The organism is Synechococcus sp. PROS-7-1, assembly GCF_014279795.1.
Lineage (GTDB): Bacteria > Cyanobacteriota > Cyanobacteriia > PCC-6307 > Cyanobiaceae > Synechococcus_C.
This window is the reverse complement of the sequence record NZ_CP047945.1, coordinates 1570922-1586949: the sequence shown is the minus strand read 5'-3', so window position 1 is coordinate 1586949 and position 16028 is coordinate 1570922. Positions and strand designations below refer to the sequence as shown.

Genomic DNA, 16028 nt, shown 5'->3' with positions numbered 1-16028 from the left:
CCTGAACATGTTTCGTTACGCAGTCTCGCGCGTAGGCGGCGCAACCGTGTAAGCCGCAGCCCTGCCGATAGATTCGCCGGCATGCTTAAAGCCGGAATCGTCGGGTTGCCCAACGTGGGCAAATCCACTCTGTTCAATGCCCTGGTGGCCAACGCGCAGGCGCAGGCGGCCAACTTTCCGTTCTGCACCATCGAGCCCAATGTCGGCACGGTGGCCGTCCCGGATTCCAGGTTGGAGCTGCTGTCTGATCTCAGCAGCAGTGCGGAGATCATCCCCACGCGGATGGAGTTCGTTGACATCGCCGGGCTCGTGAAGGGCGCCAGCCAGGGGGAGGGACTGGGCAACAAATTCCTCGCCAACATCCGGGAGGTGGACGCAATCGTTCACGTGATCCGCTGTTTTGAAGACGACGACGTCATTCACGTGTCCGGTGCGGTGGGCCCGGCCCGGGATGCGGAGGTGATCAACCTTGAACTGGGTCTGGCGGACCTGTCGCAGCTCGAGAAGCGGCGGGAGCGCCTCAAGAAACAGGTGCGCACCAGCAAGGAAGCTCAGGTTGAAGATGCTGCTCTCGAACGCATTCAAGCGGTGCTTGAGCAAGGAGGTGCCGCCCGCAGTGTGGAGCTCAGCGATGAGGAGGCGCTGATGCTGAAACCCCTGGGCCTGCTCACTGCCAAGCCGATCATCTACGCCACCAACGTGAGCGAAGACGATCTGGCGGGCGGCAATGCGTTCTGTGAGGAGATTGTGGCGCTGGCGGCCAAGGAGGGTGCCGAAACCGTGCGCATTTCAGCCCAAGTGGAGGCCGAACTGATCGAGCTCGGGGATGAGGAGCGACAGGACTACCTCGATGGCCTGGGCGTGAACGAAGGGGGATTGCAAAGCCTGATCCGGGCGACCTATCAGCTCTTGGGGCTTCGCACCTACTTCACCACCGGGGAAAAGGAAACCCGCGCTTGGACCTTCAAGGCCGGGATGACCGCACCGCAGGCTGCAGGTGTGATTCACACCGATTTTGAAAGGGGTTTCATTCGTGCTCAGACGATCAGCACCGACAAACTGCTGGAGGCCGGTTCTCTCGTTGAGGCGCGCAATAAAGGTTGGCTGCGCAGTGAAGGGAAGGAGTACCTAGTGGAGGAGGGAGATGTGATGGAATTCCTCTTCAACGTGTGATCACGTTCAACCTTTTCGTCACAGCGCATCGAGGGCTTTCATCGCTGGGATGAAGTCAGGGCTGTTCTGATCGAAGTCGTCGCAGGTTTTGTTCATGGCTTCGCTGGTGAGGGCCACCACCCGGATGGCTTGGGGCGATTTCAACCATTCAGCCTGCTGCTGCCAACCGTTGCTTTGGATGCCGCTCTGCACAATCGCTTGCGCCCTCTGCCGGCTGTAGCCAGCGTGCAGCACCTTGCATTCGGCATAGGCCGCCAGTCCCACCAGAGCCTGGCGGGTGTCGCTGTCGGCGGCCTGCACGGGGTGAGCAAGCTCCCCGATGCTGCAGGCCAGCAGCGCGAGTGCGCTCGAAGCCCCCGCCAGGATTTGCACGGTTGCGCGAGAGAACGCCATGGCTGTGGCAAGACTGGCGGCAGTTTATGGATCTCGCCGATCCCTCATGCCATGGACGTGGATGCGATCGGTTACACCGCTGCAGCCCTCACCACGATCAGTTTCTTCCCTCAGGCGATCAAAACCCTGCGTCTGGATGACACGCGATCCATTTCGCTTTCGATGTATGGCTTGTTCACTACTGGTGTGGCGATCTGGGGACTGTTCGGTTGCCTCACGGGGAATGGTCCTTTGATCGTGGCCAATGGCCTCACATTCATTCCGGCGGCCTTCGTGCTGCAGAAGAAGATCCGCCATCGCCTCCTGCGCGGCGAGCGTTAATACACGGCCCCGAAGGCTTCGCCTTCCGCGCTGCGAACACCAAGTTCCTGCCGCCATTGGCGCAGGGGCTTGTCCCAGGCCTCTTCCCAGCGCTGCAGCACCAGGGGCTTCGCCTCCAGTCCGATGCGGTTGCCGAAGGCAATGCTCCGGCTCACGCTGGCCAGGTTGGCCGGGGCGAAGCGGAAGGCGCGGAAGGACGCCAGGGTATTGATGAGCACGTAGGCGGGAAAGCCGATCTGCGTCGCTGTGATCGCCAACACGCCCGACTCACCAGCGCTTTGGGTGTTGAACCCGCCGATCACGTGATGAAGGTCGTGGGTGGTGGCGATTCGCTGGGTCAGCCAGAGCGCTTCACTGCTGGTGTCCCGTGGGCGAAAAAAGTCGGGGTCGTAATTGAGCTTGCGGATCATGCCTGCGTAGGCCCGGCCCAGGCTTCCCTCTGGAAGCGCCTCCAGCGCAGCAAGATCGGGCTGGAAGGGTGGGTAGCGCTGCTCGATCATCTCCGCACCTCCCGGCAAGGCCTTGAAGCGCTCTAGGCAGACGACCATCGCCTCGCTGTCGATGAAGTTGTCGACCAAATCGCCGACGCTCTGGAGGCCACCTTCACTGACGGCCATCTCACGGATGATCGCGAGATTCCTAACGGAGCGAAGCAGTTCTCGGGCTCGAGACATCGTTGGGCTTCTCCAGGGGAATGGCGCTCAACCCTGGTGTATAGCGGGGCCTTACCGCTTTGAGCAGCGGCACCATCAGAAGGCACACCGAAGCCATCAGGATCCAGAGCAGCAGGCCATGCCCCTGCCGATCGAGCAGGAACCCCGCCATCAGTGGAGCTCCAGTGGCGCTGATGGCAAAACACTGGGAAAACAGCGCCATTGCCAGCCCGCGATGCTGAAGGGGCGTTTCCTCCACCATCGCTTCAGCGGCGGTGGGAAGGAAGGCGGCTTCCCCGAAGGCAATCGGCAGCATGGCCAGCGCAATCAGGGCGATTCCACCACTCCAGAGAGCGGAGGCGGCCAACAAAAGGCACCCCAACACAAACCCTCCAAGCCCCATTCCCAGCCCAAAGCGCAGGCTGCGACGGGCTACCCAGTTGCCAACGGGCCATTGCAGTGTCACCAGTAGTGCCAGCTGCAGGGCAATCAGTGCGCCGCTCCAGGCTTCACTCAGGGGTGCTCTGGCCATGCCGCCGCGCACCAGATCGAGGGGGAGGGCGCTCTGCATGAGCGCAATGATCCCGGTGGCCACAATGCTCACCGCCAGTACTGGTGCTAGTGGGGGCAACCAATGCCAGCCTTCTGAAGCCGCATCCTTGTCGGCTGGGTCTTCTACGGCTGGATGCAGCAGGGCGGCCCGGCCATCCGGAAGGGGGCGCAGGCTGAGCACTACCAGCATCAGGATCACCGCTGCCGCCTCCACCAGATACACCGCACGGATCAGCCCTAAGGCGGTCACCACCGCACCCATCAAGGCTCCGACGGCGACGCCGAGGGCGTCGGCACTGCGCGCGAGGGCATAGCCACGGCTGGAGTTGAATCCTGTGCAGCTGAGGGGAACGGCTAGCTCAATCGCTGGGAAATACAACCCCGCTGCAACACCGATCAGTAGCTGGCCGGCGAGGTATCCGTTGAACCCCTGGGCCTGGAACAGCACCAGATCAGCGAGAAAGGCCAGCACGGCTGCTGCACGCACAGGCCAGGAGCAGGACAGGCCCCGATCGAGCAGCACACCACTCATCAACCGTGCTGCTGTGCCGATCAGTGCAGAAGCGGCGAGTCCCTGACCAACCTGACTGGCGGTGAAGCTGGCCTGATGGAACACCATCGGCGTCATGTAGATCACCCCTCCCGCACCGAGGGACGCCAGTAGACGGATGGAGGCCACTTCCTGCAGAGATGCGGGAAACTGGTTCCACCAGTGAATTGGCCTTGGCCTTGGGAGGACGCTTAACAGGACGAAGGGTGGCCGCAGGATTCTTGAGCAGTCTGCTGCTCTGCGCTGCCTCTCCGCGACTCGCACAGGCAGCCGGTGAGCTGGAGGTTCGTCTGGATGGGATGGCCTTACCGATTTCCATCGACGATCTCAGTGCCTGGGTTCGCAGTGGTGGAGAGCGTTCTTCTGAGTTGGGCGTTTGGTTCAACCTGCTTGAGGAACAAAGCAGGTCAGGGGTGATCGATCTGCTGCAGGCGCCTCTTATTAACGACAGCAGCATGACGCGGCAGATCCTCAAGAGCTGGGCAGGGCGGCAGCTGTTGGATCAGGTGGGTGATCTGGTGCAGGTGGATGATGAAACAACAGGTCTGACGGTTCAGACCACCCTCGAGCAGCTTCTGGAGCAGCGCCCGGAGGTGACCACGCTTGAGTTGCTGGAGGCTCTCCCGGCCAAGAAGGTCCGTCTCGATCTCGATGCTCTGCTGGAGGTGGCCGCCAGTTGGCGCCTGCAGCTCGAACGTCAGCAGCTGCTGGTGGAGCGCTTGGGACGCCAGCCAGTGTCCCTGCAACGCCTTAAACAATCCACTGAATCGGCAGCGTCCGCCGATGGGTCGCTCGAACGCTTGGCGTTGCCGGTGCCCCATCGCGAGCGGGCTCTTCAGCTGCAGCTTTGGCTGCCAGAGGCATCGATGGAACGAGAACGTCGCTCCTGGTTGGTGCTGATGCCGGGGTTGGGCGGAAGCCCTGATCACTTCGGTTGGTTAGGGCGTGCTCTCAGCCGCAACGGTTGGCCTGTGGTTGTGTTGGAGCACCCAGGAAGTGATGCGGTCGCCGTGCAGGCCCTCTTGGAGGGGCGGCGTCCGCCGCCGGGCGCCGAAGTGCTTCCAGAACGTCTGCGCGATTTGCAGGAGGTGCTCTTGGCTCAGGAGAGGGGAGAGCTTCCGCTTTCGGGGGATCAACTGGTGCTTGTGGGTCACTCTCTCGGTGCTCTAACGGCTCTGCTTGCCAGTGGAGCCCAGCCAGAGCCGGGACTGGGACGACGCTGCAAGAAGGTGATGGATGACCTGCCGCTCAGCAATCTCTCTCGCCTGTTGCAATGCCAGATCCAGGATGTGGCGCTGCCAGCCTCGACTCCGCCAGCTTCCCTGGCGGGGGTGGTGGGTCTCAACAGCTTCGGCAGCCTGCTCTGGCCGCGGCGCTTGCCTGTTGCCAGCGATATTCCCGTGTTGCTCAGCGGTGGCTCTTTGGATTTGATCACACCTCCACTCAGCGAACAGCTGGGTCTGCTGCGGGCATTGCCGTCCAATCCGGGCACGCGCGCTGTGCTGGTGGAGGGTGCTAGTCATTTTTCACCGGTGCGTGTCGAGGGACAACGCGGTGGCGAGGGGGAGGATCTCTTCCAGCTCGGCGAGGAGTTCGTTGGCGTGCAGCCGCTTCAGGTTCAGGCTCTGCTGGAACAGGAAATTTTGCGTTTTCTCGAAGCCTTGGAAACCGGTCGCCGGGTGACGACCGCAGACGCAGACGCGGAACATGTCCAGGTGGGGGCCCTGCATCTCTATCGCTTAAATCAAGCGGGAGCAGCGCGTCTGTTGGATTGAAGCCTTGAACATCTGGCCTGCAGCTGGGCCAGCTTCATTTCCAGGATCGGCAGGGACTGGCTATCCCGCAGTCTGTAAATCCCCAGAGGACTCAGGTCTGACTGTTGGGCATCGGGGGTCAGGCGTGGTGCAGGACCCTTGAGGTGGTCATAAATCAGGCAGGCCATGTCGAACGCTTCGGCTTCCGACAGTCGGGGGCGTTGCATTGTTGACCAGGTGGATCTGCCGGAATGGTGCAGGGGAGTCCTACCCCCTGATGCAAGCCGGTGGTGAGGCTTCGCTGAGAGTTCGCTGATTGATGGGCAGCCGTTCTTGCTGCCTCAATAACGCACCCGAGGATCCAGAAGTGCCACCAGCAGATCCACCGCCACACTCACTAACACCACCAAGGAGGCCACCACCACCACGATTCCTTGCACAACGGGGTAGTCGCGTTGGTTGATGCTTTCCTGAAGACGCAAGGCGATCCCTGGCCAGGAGAACGTCACTTCGATCAACAGCGCTCCACCGATCAACGACGCCACGGTGATGCCAGCGATGGTGAGCACGGGGAGTAGGGCATTGGGCAGCGCGTGCCGCAGCACCACCTGCGTCTCATTCAGTCCGCGGCTGCGAGCCGCTTCCACGTAATCGGAACGCAGGCTGCGATTGAGATTCAGGCGCAAGGCATTGGTGAACACACCGCTCAAGAGCAGTCCCAACGTGCAGGCAGGAAGCACCAGGTGGCGCAAGCTTCCTTGCAGAGCTCGCCAATCACCGCTGAGCAGGCTGTCGGCAATCAGAAAGCCGCTTCCTTCTGGCGGAACCATCCCCGGTGGAAAACGCCCACCCACCGGTAACCAGCCGAGCATCACGGCAAACAGAAGCTGGGCCAGCATCGCCACCCAAAACGGCGGCAGGGCGTAGGTGCCGATCCCGTAAAAACGGCCAGCAAGATCCAGGCGTCCTTCCGATCGGGCGATGGCGGTGAATCCCACGGCGAGTCCGACCACCGCCGCCACCACCAAGGCGGTGACACTGAGCTCCAAGCTGGCGGGGAGGGCTCGGCCGATGATCCCGGTGACTGGGTTTTCATCGATCAGCGACAAGCCCAGATCGCCATGCACAAGGTCCCAGAGGAACTTGAGGTACTGCTTGCCCAGGGATTGATCGAGGCCGAGTTGGGCGCGGAGTTCAGCTTTGACCTCCTCAGGTGCGCGGCTGCCCAGAACCGCATCCACAGGATCGCCAGGGGCGACCCTCAGGAGCAGGAACACGAGGGTGGAGATCAGCCAAAGCATTACTGGCGCCAGCGCCAGGCGCGTGCTGACGTAACGCAGCAGTTCGCGTCCGCGACTCATCGGCGCACCTCCTTGAGTTGGGCCAGCTTGACCTGACCGTTGCCGTCGAATTCCGGGGTGGCGAGGCTGGTCTGGCTCCAGGCCCGGGCTGTGACCAGCCAAACGGGGATGTAGGCCGAGCCTTGAGCGGCCATCGCTTCGATGGCTTCGAGCTCATCCAAACGCTTGCGGCCCCGGTTGCGATCGGACTGTTGCAAGGCGCGATCGAGTCCCGGTGTCGTCCAGAAACTGCCGCTCTTCGCCGCTTCACCGCGTTCGCAGATGAATCCTTTCGAGGCCTTGCAGCTCAGCAGCGGGGAGAGGTAAGCCTCAGGATCCGGATAAGGCCCCCGCCAATCGAGCATCACTGCTGCAAAGGTTCCATCCCCCAGCTGGCGATACACGGTGGTTGATTCCATGCCGTTGAGGTCCAGAGTCAGGCAGTCGGGGAGGTCGCGCTGCAGCTGCGCTTGCCAGATCAGGGCCATCAGGCGGTCCGCCGGCACATTGGAGCGATAGGTGAAGGGAACAGAGAGCACCCGTCCGTTGCAGTAGCCGGCGTTCTGCAGCAAGGTTCGAGCCTTGGCGATGTTGAGGCTGGGCCAAGGATCACCCTCCCCCCCTTCCAGACCGGGCGGAACGAGCGAGCGCAAAGGTGGTCGCAGGCCGTGGCTCACCCTTTGGCTGATGAGGTCGCGGTCGAGGCTGAGGGCCATGGCCCTACGCACCCGAGGATCCTGGAACGGTGGGGCGTTGCTCAGCAGGGTGACGTATCCGATCACCAAGGCCGGACCTTTGCCCTCGCGCAGCATCCCCTTGTCGGCCAGGCGATTCAAGGCCAGGCGCTGATCTTCGTCGATGGCATCGGAGAGAAGCACATCGACCTCACCGCTGCTCATGGCGCCGAACAGTGCCGTGGAATTGCTCAGGTAGATCATTTCGAGCCCCGCATTGCGCGGTTGCTCTCCCCAGTACTGGTCGAAGGGCTCCAGGCGCTGCTCAACCGCTCTGAAATGGGTCAGGCGGTACGGCCCGGTGCCGACAAAGCGGTCGTTGAGAGCGCGATTCTCGTAATCCCTGTAAGCGGTGGGGGACACCGGCGTGAGATTTGTGGAGGTCAGCAGGTTCACCAGGGAGGTGGACGGGCGGCTGAGCTGAAGGCGCAGCAGGAATGGTTCCAGGGTCTCCACCGCGGTGATGCGTCCGCCCACGATGTAATTCAGACGTCCGATGCGCAGAAACCGGCGCAGGCTGAAGGCCATCGCTTCAGCGTCGAAGCGGGTGCCGTCGTGGAAGAGAACATCCTCACGCAGCGGAATCGTGATGGTGCGTCCGTCAGCGCTGATGTCAGGCAGGGCTGAGGCCAGGGATGGTTGCAGATCACCGCTGGCTGAGCGCTTGTAGAGGGTGTCTCCGATGGCACTCAGCAGCTGCAGAGCTCCGAAGGTGTTGGCTCGAGCTGGATCAAGGGCACTGATCCGCCCCGCGCTGGCCACGATGAGGCGGTCGCTGGTGCGGCTGGGCTGACAGGCCGTCTGGCCGAAACAGAGCGCCAGGGTCCCAATGAGGGTCAGGGAGCCCTTGATCCAAGGAAACGCGGTGGGGCCGCGGCCTGTCGTGCTCGATTCGCTCACGCCTGGGAGTTCAGACCCAGCCATTCAAAAGCCCTGAGGCCTCAATCGGCACGGGATTCACTGTGAATCTGATCGAGAGGCACCTCGAACACGGGCGACCCTTTTGGTTCCAGAGGCCATTGGCGCACCCAGCAGCGATCGTGATCGCCATCGATGCCAATCACCTGAAACAACCCGTTATTGCTGTGAAGCCGGATGCAGTCGCCCTGGTGAAGGCTCATGACGGATCTTGATACGAGCTGGTCGCAGCGTTGCCCGAGCAGGACGGAGGTTTCGTTCGGCATGAACGGTTTGCAGCACAGATCTGCGAATGCAGACCCGCTCTGTGATGGTTCTTACGACTCTGCCCTATGCCGGGGGGTGTTCGCCAGGGCTCAGAGGCAACCCAGGTGGGAGGCCAGGAGGCGAACTTCCGGCAGGGCCGTGATCGCGCTCAATGCCTTCTGCATTGCACCGCTGCTCACTTCATGGGTGATGACAACGATCTCAGCGCCTTCATCGCAGGCATCGAACTGCACGATCGACTGGATGGAGACCTCCTGGTCTCCAAAGCAGCTGCCGATTCGGCCGATCACCCCGGGGGCGTCATCCGTGTTGAATCGCACATAATTCCGCTGGCGGATCTCGCCTCCCTGCACCAGGCGGCATGCACGCCAACTGCTGGCTGCCAGAAGCGGGTCGAGGCCGCCAGGCGCGGCATTGAGTTGGCGGATTCCAGCGATGTTGAGAATGTCGGCCACCACCGCCGATGCGGTTGGCCCTGATCCGGCGCCAGGTCCGTAGAACATCACCCGACCCACCGGGTCTCCCTCGACGAGAATGGCGTTGTTGACCCCGTGAACCCCTGCCAGGGGATGGTCTTTCGGGACCAGAGTGGGTTGCACGCGTACGGCTAGAGGCAGCGCCGGTGAAGCATCGCTCGTGGTTTCAATCCGCTCAGCAATGGCCAGGAGCTTGACGCCGTATCCGAGCTGCGTGGCGTAATCCACATCCTTGCTCTGCAGGTTGCTGATCCCGCTGGTTGGGATGGCGTCGCGATCGATCGGTCCACCGAAGGCCAGGCCCGAGAGAATGGCAATCTTGTCTGCGGCATCGTGGCCTTCGACGTCCGCGGCAGGATCGGCTTCGGCGTAGCCGAGATCCTGAGCGTCCTTGAGAACGGCGTAGTAATCAGCCCCCTCATCAGCCATGCGGCTGAGGATGTAGTTGGTCGTGCCGTTGATGATCCCGCTCACCCGGTTGATCCTGTTGCTGCCCAGGGACTGCTTGAGCGGTTCGATGATCGGAATGCCACCGCCAACAGCGGCTTCGATCAGCACGTACACCCCGGCTGCAGCGGCGGCGGAAGCGATCTCCACGCCATGGCGGGCGATCACGGCTTTATTCGCGGTCACCACCGACTTGCCCGCAGCGATCGCGCGCATGATCAGGGTGCGGGCTGGCTCAATCCCGCCCATCACCTCCACCACCACCTGAACCTCGGGGTCGTCCACCACGGCCTCCGGATCGGTGGTCAACCTTTCTTGGGGGATGGCGACTGGACGGGAACGGTTGAGATCGCGCACGGCGACGCGAACGAGGTCCAGCTCGGCGATGAGTGGGTGACGGCCCTCAGGACTCGTGAGAATGCTGGCGACACCGGCGCCGACGGTTCCGAGGCCGAGCAGGCCAATGCCGATCCTTGTCGCCATGGGGCGGGTCCGTTAACTGCGGTGAACTCCCGACTTTAGGCAGCGGTCGAACCGGATCCGGTCGTCAGGGCTGCGGCCTGAGCTTGCATGGTGCGCAGGATGTTCAGAAAACCGTTGGCGCGTGATGGCGTCAGGCTGGCCTGAAGTCCGGTGGCGGCGATCACGCCTGGGTCCACAGCCATCACCTCGGCTGGGGTGAGATCCGTCAACCCCTTGATTAGAAGGGCCAGAAGTCCTTTGGTGATCAGGGCATCCGAGTCACCCTGCCAGCGAAGGCGTCCATCGACCAAGTCGGAGGCGATGAACACCTGAGAGACACATCCCTTCACCTTGCGCTCCTCGGTTTGAAGCTCGGCGGGCATGGCCGGAAGTTTTTTGGCCAGCCAAAGCACGTATTCGTAACGCTTGCGTGGGTCTTGCGTGCCACTTAGGCGCTCGGTGAGCTGATCCAGGGCTGCGCTGCCATAGCGGGTCGACGCGTTGCCTTGGTCTGCCATGGCCGAGTCAGTGATCGCGATCGTGGCCTCGAACCTTAGCCATCGTGCGCACCAAGCCAAGCAAAGCCGGTGCGGACAGCCAGGCGATCCAGGGAAGAGGCTTTGGGGTCTCAACCACCTCGTCGAGATTCACGACGCCCTGTTGAAGCGGAAGGGTGAGGTAATCGCGGTGACCGGGCCCCCCGTCCACCTGAAGGTCAACCAATCCATCCTCCAGTGCCGAGAGTTGAAGCTGGAGGCGCCCGTCGGCGTCGATCGTGCCCAGTTCTTCGCCAGCGCTGCCGTCAGCCTGAAGCAACCTCACAACAGCCCCTTCCACGGGCTCTCCTGTCGAGAAACTGCTGGTTAACTCGAGCTGTCCATCGAGGTAGCGCAAGCTGCTTTCCACCCCGTGGGCATCAGCTGATGGCTGGTGGATCACTCCGGAGATCAAGGCGATGGCGGAGAGTGCAACAAGGCGTGGCCACACGGGCATGGGCTTCCGGGACTCGGGACCCCATCCTGCGGCTGATGCGGGCCTGAGGCCAGAGGGGGGCTCAGGATTGGTGCGCAACAGCGCGGAACATGTGCCCCATGGAATCCAGCATCAACCCCACCGCCTGAGGCTGATCGCTGCCTCGCTCGCTGAGTTCACGGGCAATCACCCTCTGGGCAAGGGTCAGATGTTGCGGGTCTGATGAATCCTGCAGGCGCCGCGCCGGGCTGATCGGAGTGTTTGGATTCACCAGCTTGCCTTGGGATCTCACCCTCCGACCCTACAAACGCCCTGTTCAGTCGCCCATCCATCAAAGGGGCGATCCCAGGGATCCCGGGGCAAAGCGTCTCGGCTGATGCAGGCTCCTGGAAGCACCACCAAGGCCGGCACCTCGCACCAGAGTGGCTGGGCCCTGAGGCGGTCGTAGTAGCCCCCGCCGTAGCCAAGGCGAATGCCGTCTCGGTCAACGGCAAGGGCTGGAACCAGCAGCAGATCCAGCTCATCAGCCGTGAGTGGGGGATGGTTGAGAGGAGCAGGAATCCCGCACCCGTCAGGGATTAAGGGTTCAGGTCCCCAGGGGTGATAGCTGAGATGACCCTGGCCATCGGCAGCCGGCAGGGCCAGCTTCAACGTCAGTTCCTCCTCAAGGCGGGGGCGCAGCACCGTGAGGTTCACTTCCCCCGGGAGGGGCCAGTACAGACCGAGATGTCCCTGGAATGGACGCTGCGCATGCCGCTCGCGGATCTCGGCGAGAACCTGTTGGGCGATGACGGCGTGCAGCGTGTGGTGATCGTTCAGAGCCTGGGATCGTCGCTGCCGATACGTGCGGCGCAGCTCCTGCTTGCTGGTGTTCATCGGGATCAAGCCAGTCAGCGTTGAAACCAACCGGTCAGAGCGACAGCAAGGGCGTCAGCGGCATCATCCGGTCTTGGTGGGGTCTCCAGCGACAGCTCGCGCATCACCGCTTCGAGCACTTCATCCTTGTCCGCATGCCCATGGCCTGTGAGGGCTTGTTTGATCTGCATCGGCGGAAATTCCACGATCGGCAGTCCGAATCGGGTCAGGGTCATGATCACCACACCGCGGGCCTGGACAACAGCGATCGTGTTGCTCGAGCGGTAGAAGAAGAATTTCTCGACGGCTGCGAGCTCTGGTTTCCAGGCTCGGATCAGCTGGCGCAGATCCCGGGCGATCTCCACCATGCGTTCACCCTCTGGACGCCCTGAATCGGTTCGGATGATTCCGCAGTCGAGCATGGTCTGCTCCCCACCTGCGGTCTCGATCACGCCGTAGCCCACCCGAGCGAGGCCGGGGTCGATGCCGAGAATGCGCACTGGGTAGGAGGGCGGGGCTCAGGCTGCCAGAGCTAGTTCGAAGTCGGTGCGATCGCCGCTTTCGCTGCGTTCGAACACCTTGCAGAACACCTTCACCACCCGATCGCCGGAATCGATCTGCTCGAGTGGATCCTTGCGCAGGCGGTGACGCAAACAGCAGGACGCCACGCGGGCCACATCGTCTTCAGTGACTTCCGTACGACCCTCAAAGGCAGCGAGAGCCCGGGCCGCTCGGTTGGTGACGATGTCTCCGCGCAATCCATCCACATCGAGCTCGCCACACACCGCGGAGATGCGCAGACGCAGGTCATCGTCGATCTCGACTTGATCCAGGCGCTGCTGTGCCTCAACAACACGCTGCTGCAAGGCTTTCTGCCCTTCTTCCACGGCGTTGGAAAAACCATCTGGATCCGTGTCGAAGGCTGTCCGTTGGTCCACCACCTGAACACGCAGCTCAGGGTCGCGGACGGTGCGAACCTCCACGCTCATGCCGAATCGGTCGAGCAGCTGCGGGCGCAGTTCGCCTTCTTCAGGGTTGCCGGAGCCGATCAGAACAAAGCGCGCTGGGTGACGCACCGATACCCCTTCCCGTTCCACGGTGTTCCAGCCCGAGGCTGCTGAATCCAGCAGCACGTCCACCAGGTGATCATCGAGGAGGTTCACCTCATCCACATAGAGAAGCCCTCGGTTCGCTTTGGCCAGCAGGCCAGGTTCAAAGGCGCGCACTCCCTCACTGAGGGCTTTCTCGATGTCGATCGTGCCGCAGAGCCTGTCTTCAGTGGCGCCCAGAGGGAGATCCACCATGGGCACCTGACGCTCCTCAGTGGTGAGGGTCTCGCCATGGTCCAGGCGTTGGCGCACATCACTGCTCTGCAGATCGGGATCGCTCGGAGAGCTGTTGTAGGGATCACCGGCAACCACCTCGATTCCAGGCAGAAGATCAGCCAGGGCTCGGATCGTGGTGGATTTCCCCGTGCCGCGGTCACCCATGATCATCACGCCGCCGATGCGGGGATCGATCACGTTGAGGAGCAGCGCAAGCTTCATTTCCTCCTGACCGATCACGGCCGTGAAAGGGAAGACTCTGCGCTTGCGCGGTGAACTCACGGACGACGGTTTGAAACTGTTGAGGATTGTTTCACAGGCAGGATGGACAAAACCTGTGGTGGGGTCGCATCCGCCGGGTAGATCAGCCTGATTCGCACCTGGCGACGCCCGCCCGGTGCCAGGGTCACCCGACCGAGTTCCGGGCCCTGCTGACCGCGGCGCAACACCAGGTGGAATCGCCTCCGGCCTTGCGCTTGGCCCTGCGCGTCATCCAGGCCGCGGATTTCAATCGGTCCGCGGAACATCACCGGGCTGCTGTTTCCGCCACCAAAGCGAAGCTGCTTGGCGTTGCTGCCGTTTTTATCGGGTGATTCCAGGGCCAAAGCCACCGTGCGGGGCGTGGAGCCTGGATTCTTGAGGGGAAGGGTGAGGTCGTATTCCACGCCGTAGTTGCCATGGGCGGCCCAGGCGGTGCCCTCATCAAACACCTTGAGTTCAGCCGTCTGCACCTGGCCCGTCTGCAGATCTCCGCGTTCCAGGCTGCTGATCGGCCAAGACACGGGCTTTCCGCTCAGGGCCAGATCACTGGATCCTGGATCGGTGAGTGTGGCTGTCCAGGTGGAGCCGATTTGGACGCCGCTCACCCTGGAATAAATGATCTTTCCCGTGCTGCCGCGCGGCGTGGGGGTGTGCTCCTTCGGGCTTTGCTGGCCAGATGACAGCAGGCTCTGCAATCGGCTGAGCGATGGTGCCCGATCGCCCTCTCCGTAGGCAGCCACCGTGGCCAGATGCACGGGCCCGGAACTCTGCAGGCGCATCTGCAGATTGCGGCCGTTCAGAAGGGGGTCGAGACCTTCCACCGGAATCGGCAGCACCACGAGGGCACTGGCTGATCCAGGGGCGATGCGCCAGGTCTGCGGCAGTTCCGGTGCGCTCTCACCCCGCAGCAGGTCTCCGGCAACACGGCTTCCAGGACCGGCGGCGATGGGGGTGCCGGTCTCGCTCATCAGCGCAGGCAGAGGAAGGAAGGGAGCCGCTGTTTGCCCCTTTTGGGTGGCCTGCGACAGGGAGGTGCTGCCTCCTAGCAGCTCCAGGCTGACCGCTGCATCGCCGGCCGGTTGCGCCAGCACTGCAAGCCAGAGCGTGGACTTCAAGGCGTTTTCTTTGCCTGCAAACACGTGATGGCTGAACAGGTCGAAGCGACCGTTCAACGCCAGATCAAGGCCAGGCGGTTGCCGGAATGTGGAGACCAGAATGCCTTCCCCGGTGATCAGTTCCGGGTTGTTGTCGTTCACCACCAGCACCTCATCCAGCTGGCCAGGAAGGGCACGCACCTGCTGGCTGCGAATCACAGCCTGGGGCGCATCGGCCTTGGAGGGTGTGCCGATCCAGGGCAACACCATCAAGGTGACGGCTGTTAAGGCGCGCCGGGAATGAAAACAGGTCATGGGTTGATGCTGGCGGCAGCGGCGGTGTTGCGGGCTACGGCGGGTTTGGGTTTGAGAACCGGCGCCATGGCGGCAGCCAGTTTTCGGATCAGTTCTGTGGAACGGGGATCATTGAAGGGGCCTTTCACCAGAAAAGCGGCCACGGCTCTGCTGCCATCAGGAAGTTCAATCAGCCCAGCGTCGGCGTAGGCGATTCCGATATCACCGGTCTTGTTCAGCACCCGGTATCCCTTGATCATCAGGCTGTCGTCAGGTGCACCCTGTTGACCGCCAAGTCCTCGCAGCAGGCCTTTGGGCAGCAGCGTGTTGGTTACCGAAGTGCCCATCACTTCGCGAAAGAGATCGCGGCTGCGGATCGACAGGGCTTCGCCAGTGTCGACCAGGGCGATGGAGCGGGCCAGATCCCTTGCGCTGGTTGTGTTCGTTCCCTTGAGGTCGGGCAACCAGTTGTTCACTGCGGTGGCGCTCAAGCCAAGGGCGTTGAAGCGGGCATTGAGGGCGTCCTTCCCCCCGAGCCGTTCAATCAGCAGGTTGGTGGCGGTGTTGTCGCTCACCCGGATCATTTCCGTGGCCACCTCATGGGTCGGGAAGCGGGTCCCCAGGGGCTTGGTCGCCATCCATCCCGCACCGCCGCCCACCACGGGTTTGGTGAGTGTGAGCGGTTCATTCCAGCTGAGCTGTCCTGCGTCGAGTTCTTCAAGGGTCACGACCAAGATCGGAGTCTTGATCGCGCTCGCTGCTGGGAGGGCCGTGTCGGGTGCCAGCTGGGCATAGCGGCCGTCATCGAGCACCAGCATGAAGGCGCTCACTGTGAGATCAGGCTGGCCTGCGGCCAGTTGCGTCCAGCGATCACTCAGGGCCTTGAGCTCATTTTTGGTTTGAAAACGGCCGAGCGATTGGGTGCGCTTGGCTTGCTGAGGCAGTGGGGTTTGCGCTGCGGCTCCCGTGTCAGCCGTGCGTGGGGAACCGGGCAAGGTCAGCCACGGCGGCAGGGAGAGGTCTCCCCTCTGAACCGCTGGGCCCGCCAGTTTGAGCAGAGAGCCTGTGATCACGCCGAGCCCGACGCCCATCAGGATGAGTCTGAGCAGCAACCGCAGCGGGCGTCCCCAGCCCGAGGACTGGCGACTGGATCGACTGGAGGACAAGGGGCTGCGCTGGAAAACCAG

At 62.6% G+C, this 16028-nt stretch carries 19 protein-coding genes; 3 read left to right on the top strand and 16 right to left on the bottom strand.

Features of this window, described 5'->3' with window-relative positions; genetic code table 11:
• Positions 1-81: 81 nt before the first annotated feature.
• On the top strand, positions 82-1173 hold the full coding sequence (ychF, locus tag SynPROS71_RS08685) for a redox-regulated ATPase YchF (protein ID WP_186594514.1): 1092 nt from the start codon (positions 82-84) through the stop codon (positions 1171-1173).
• Positions 1174-1191: 18 nt separating this feature from the next.
• On the opposite strand, the gene SynPROS71_RS08680 is transcribed toward ychF, so the two are convergent.
• Positions 1192-1566, bottom strand: coding sequence for a hypothetical protein (locus SynPROS71_RS08680; RefSeq protein WP_186594513.1), 375 nt, complete (start codon positions 1564-1566; stop codon positions 1192-1194).
• Positions 1567-1617: 51 nt separating this feature from the next.
• Here SynPROS71_RS08680 and SynPROS71_RS08675 point away from each other — a divergent pair, with 51 nt between their 5' ends.
• Positions 1618-1887 carry a SemiSWEET family sugar transporter gene (locus tag SynPROS71_RS08675; RefSeq protein WP_186594512.1) on the top strand — a complete coding sequence of 90 codons (270 nt, stop codon included), beginning with the start codon at positions 1618-1620 and terminating at the stop codon, positions 1885-1887.
• Here SynPROS71_RS08675 and SynPROS71_RS08670 read toward each other — a convergent pair.
• Complete coding sequence (locus SynPROS71_RS08670; protein ID WP_255442072.1) at positions 1884-2561, bottom strand: Coq4 family protein; 678 nt, start codon at positions 2559-2561, stop codon at positions 1884-1886. The genes SynPROS71_RS08675 and SynPROS71_RS08670 overlap by 4 nt on opposite strands.
• On the bottom strand, positions 2527-3771 hold the full coding sequence (locus SynPROS71_RS08665; protein ID WP_186594511.1) for an MFS transporter: 1245 nt from the start codon (positions 3769-3771) through the stop codon (positions 2527-2529). Before SynPROS71_RS08665 ends, SynPROS71_RS08670 begins: the two co-directional genes overlap by 35 nt.
• 11 nt (positions 3772-3782) lie before the next feature.
• Between SynPROS71_RS08665 and SynPROS71_RS08660 the strand changes: the two genes are divergently transcribed.
• Positions 3783-5417 carry an alpha/beta hydrolase gene (locus SynPROS71_RS08660; protein ID WP_186594510.1) on the top strand — a complete coding sequence of 545 codons (1635 nt, stop codon included), beginning with the start codon at positions 3783-3785 and terminating at the stop codon, positions 5415-5417.
• Here the strand turns inward: SynPROS71_RS08660 and SynPROS71_RS08655 are convergent.
• From SynPROS71_RS08655 to SynPROS71_RS08595, 13 genes are all read right to left on the bottom strand, one after another.
• On the bottom strand, positions 5387-5623 hold the full coding sequence (locus SynPROS71_RS08655) for a hypothetical protein (RefSeq protein WP_186594509.1): 237 nt from the start codon (positions 5621-5623) through the stop codon (positions 5387-5389). The genes SynPROS71_RS08660 and SynPROS71_RS08655 overlap by 31 nt on opposite strands.
• A gap of 114 nt (positions 5624-5737) precedes the next feature.
• Complete coding sequence (locus SynPROS71_RS08650) at positions 5738-6757, bottom strand: ABC transporter permease (protein WP_186594507.1); 1020 nt, start codon at positions 6755-6757, stop codon at positions 5738-5740.
• Positions 6754-8394 carry an ABC transporter substrate-binding protein gene (locus SynPROS71_RS08645; RefSeq protein ID WP_255442071.1) on the bottom strand — a complete coding sequence of 547 codons (1641 nt, stop codon included), beginning with the start codon at positions 8392-8394 and terminating at the stop codon, positions 6754-6756. The genes SynPROS71_RS08650 and SynPROS71_RS08645 overlap by 4 nt, the downstream gene beginning before the upstream one ends.
• Positions 8395-8411: 17 nt before the next feature.
• Positions 8412-8654, bottom strand: coding sequence for a hypothetical protein (locus SynPROS71_RS08640; RefSeq protein ID WP_186471452.1), 243 nt, complete (start codon positions 8652-8654; stop codon positions 8412-8414).
• Between the two features lie 90 nt (positions 8655-8744).
• Positions 8745-10061 (bottom strand): homoserine dehydrogenase, encoded by a 1317-nt coding sequence (locus tag SynPROS71_RS08635; RefSeq protein WP_186594503.1) that lies wholly within the window; start codon positions 10059-10061, stop codon positions 8745-8747.
• Between the two features lie 35 nt (positions 10062-10096).
• Entirely contained in the window at positions 10097-10558 is a 462-nt protein-coding gene (locus tag SynPROS71_RS08630; protein ID WP_186594501.1) for a SufE family protein, read from the bottom strand.
• Between the two features lie 7 nt (positions 10559-10565).
• Positions 10566-11033, bottom strand: a complete 468-nt coding sequence (locus SynPROS71_RS08625) for a hypothetical protein (RefSeq protein WP_186594499.1) — start codon at positions 11031-11033, stop codon at positions 10566-10568.
• A 61-nt stretch (positions 11034-11094) separates the two neighbouring features.
• Positions 11095-11283 carry a hypothetical protein gene (locus tag SynPROS71_RS08620; protein WP_255442070.1) on the bottom strand — a complete coding sequence of 63 codons (189 nt, stop codon included), beginning with the start codon at positions 11281-11283 and terminating at the stop codon, positions 11095-11097.
• Positions 11284-11300: 17 nt separating this feature from the next.
• Entirely contained in the window at positions 11301-11888 is a 588-nt protein-coding gene (locus tag SynPROS71_RS08615) for a 5-formyltetrahydrofolate cyclo-ligase (protein WP_186594495.1), read from the bottom strand.
• A gap of 14 nt (positions 11889-11902) precedes the next feature.
• Positions 11903-12367, bottom strand: a complete 465-nt coding sequence (gene ruvC, locus SynPROS71_RS08610; RefSeq protein WP_186582889.1) for a crossover junction endodeoxyribonuclease RuvC — start codon at positions 12365-12367, stop codon at positions 11903-11905.
• An 18-nt stretch (positions 12368-12385) separates the two neighbouring features.
• Positions 12386-13474 (bottom strand): magnesium chelatase ATPase subunit I, encoded by a 1089-nt coding sequence (gene bchI, locus SynPROS71_RS08605; protein ID WP_186594494.1) that lies wholly within the window; start codon positions 13472-13474, stop codon positions 12386-12388.
• Positions 13471-14862: a DUF3370 domain-containing protein gene (locus SynPROS71_RS08600; protein ID WP_186594493.1), complete on the bottom strand. Its 1392-nt coding sequence runs from the start codon at positions 14860-14862 to the stop codon at positions 13471-13473. Before SynPROS71_RS08600 ends, bchI begins: the two co-directional genes overlap by 4 nt.
• A complete protein-coding gene (locus SynPROS71_RS08595; protein ID WP_186594492.1) occupies positions 14859-16007 on the bottom strand; it encodes a serine hydrolase in 1149 nt (382 codons plus the stop codon). Before SynPROS71_RS08595 ends, SynPROS71_RS08600 begins: the two co-directional genes overlap by 4 nt.
• Positions 16008-16028: the final 21 nt, after the last annotated feature.

Bases quoted from the DNA above. Each gene is read 5' to 3' on its own strand.
- SynPROS71_RS08680 (WP_186594513.1), bottom strand. From the start codon at position 1,566: ATGGCGTTCTCTCGCGCAACCGTGCAAATCCTGGCGGGGGCTTCGAGC.
- SynPROS71_RS08670 (WP_255442072.1), bottom strand. From the start codon at position 2,561: ATGTCTCGAGCCCGAGAACTGCTTCGCTCCGTTAGGAATCTCGCGATC.
- SynPROS71_RS08645 (WP_255442071.1), bottom strand. From the start codon at position 8,394: ATGGCTGGGTCTGAACTCCCAGGCGTGAGCGAATCGAGCACGACAGGC.
- ychF (WP_186594514.1), top strand. From the start codon at position 82: ATGCTTAAAGCCGGAATCGTCGGGTTGCCCAACGTGGGCAAATCCACT.
- SynPROS71_RS08655 (WP_186594509.1), bottom strand. From the start codon at position 5,623: ATGCAACGCCCCCGACTGTCGGAAGCCGAAGCGTTCGACATGGCCTGC.
- SynPROS71_RS08635 (WP_186594503.1), bottom strand. From the start codon at position 10,061: ATGGCGACAAGGATCGGCATTGGCCTGCTCGGCCTCGGAACCGTCGGC.
- SynPROS71_RS08675 (WP_186594512.1), top strand. From the start codon at position 1,618: ATGGACGTGGATGCGATCGGTTACACCGCTGCAGCCCTCACCACGATC.
- SynPROS71_RS08660 (WP_186594510.1), top strand. From the start codon at position 3,783: ATGCGGGAAACTGGTTCCACCAGTGAATTGGCCTTGGCCTTGGGAGGA.
- SynPROS71_RS08630 (WP_186594501.1), bottom strand. From the start codon at position 10,558: ATGGCAGACCAAGGCAACGCGTCGACCCGCTATGGCAGCGCAGCCCTG.
- SynPROS71_RS08640 (WP_186471452.1), bottom strand. From the start codon at position 8,654: ATGCCGAACGAAACCTCCGTCCTGCTCGGGCAACGCTGCGACCAGCTC.
- SynPROS71_RS08625 (WP_186594499.1), bottom strand. From the start codon at position 11,033: ATGCCCGTGTGGCCACGCCTTGTTGCACTCTCCGCCATCGCCTTGATC.
- SynPROS71_RS08650 (WP_186594507.1), bottom strand. From the start codon at position 6,757: ATGAGTCGCGGACGCGAACTGCTGCGTTACGTCAGCACGCGCCTGGCG.
- SynPROS71_RS08615 (WP_186594495.1), bottom strand. From the start codon at position 11,888: ATGAACACCAGCAAGCAGGAGCTGCGCCGCACGTATCGGCAGCGACGA.
- SynPROS71_RS08600 (WP_186594493.1), bottom strand. From the start codon at position 14,862: ATGACCTGTTTTCATTCCCGGCGCGCCTTAACAGCCGTCACCTTGATG.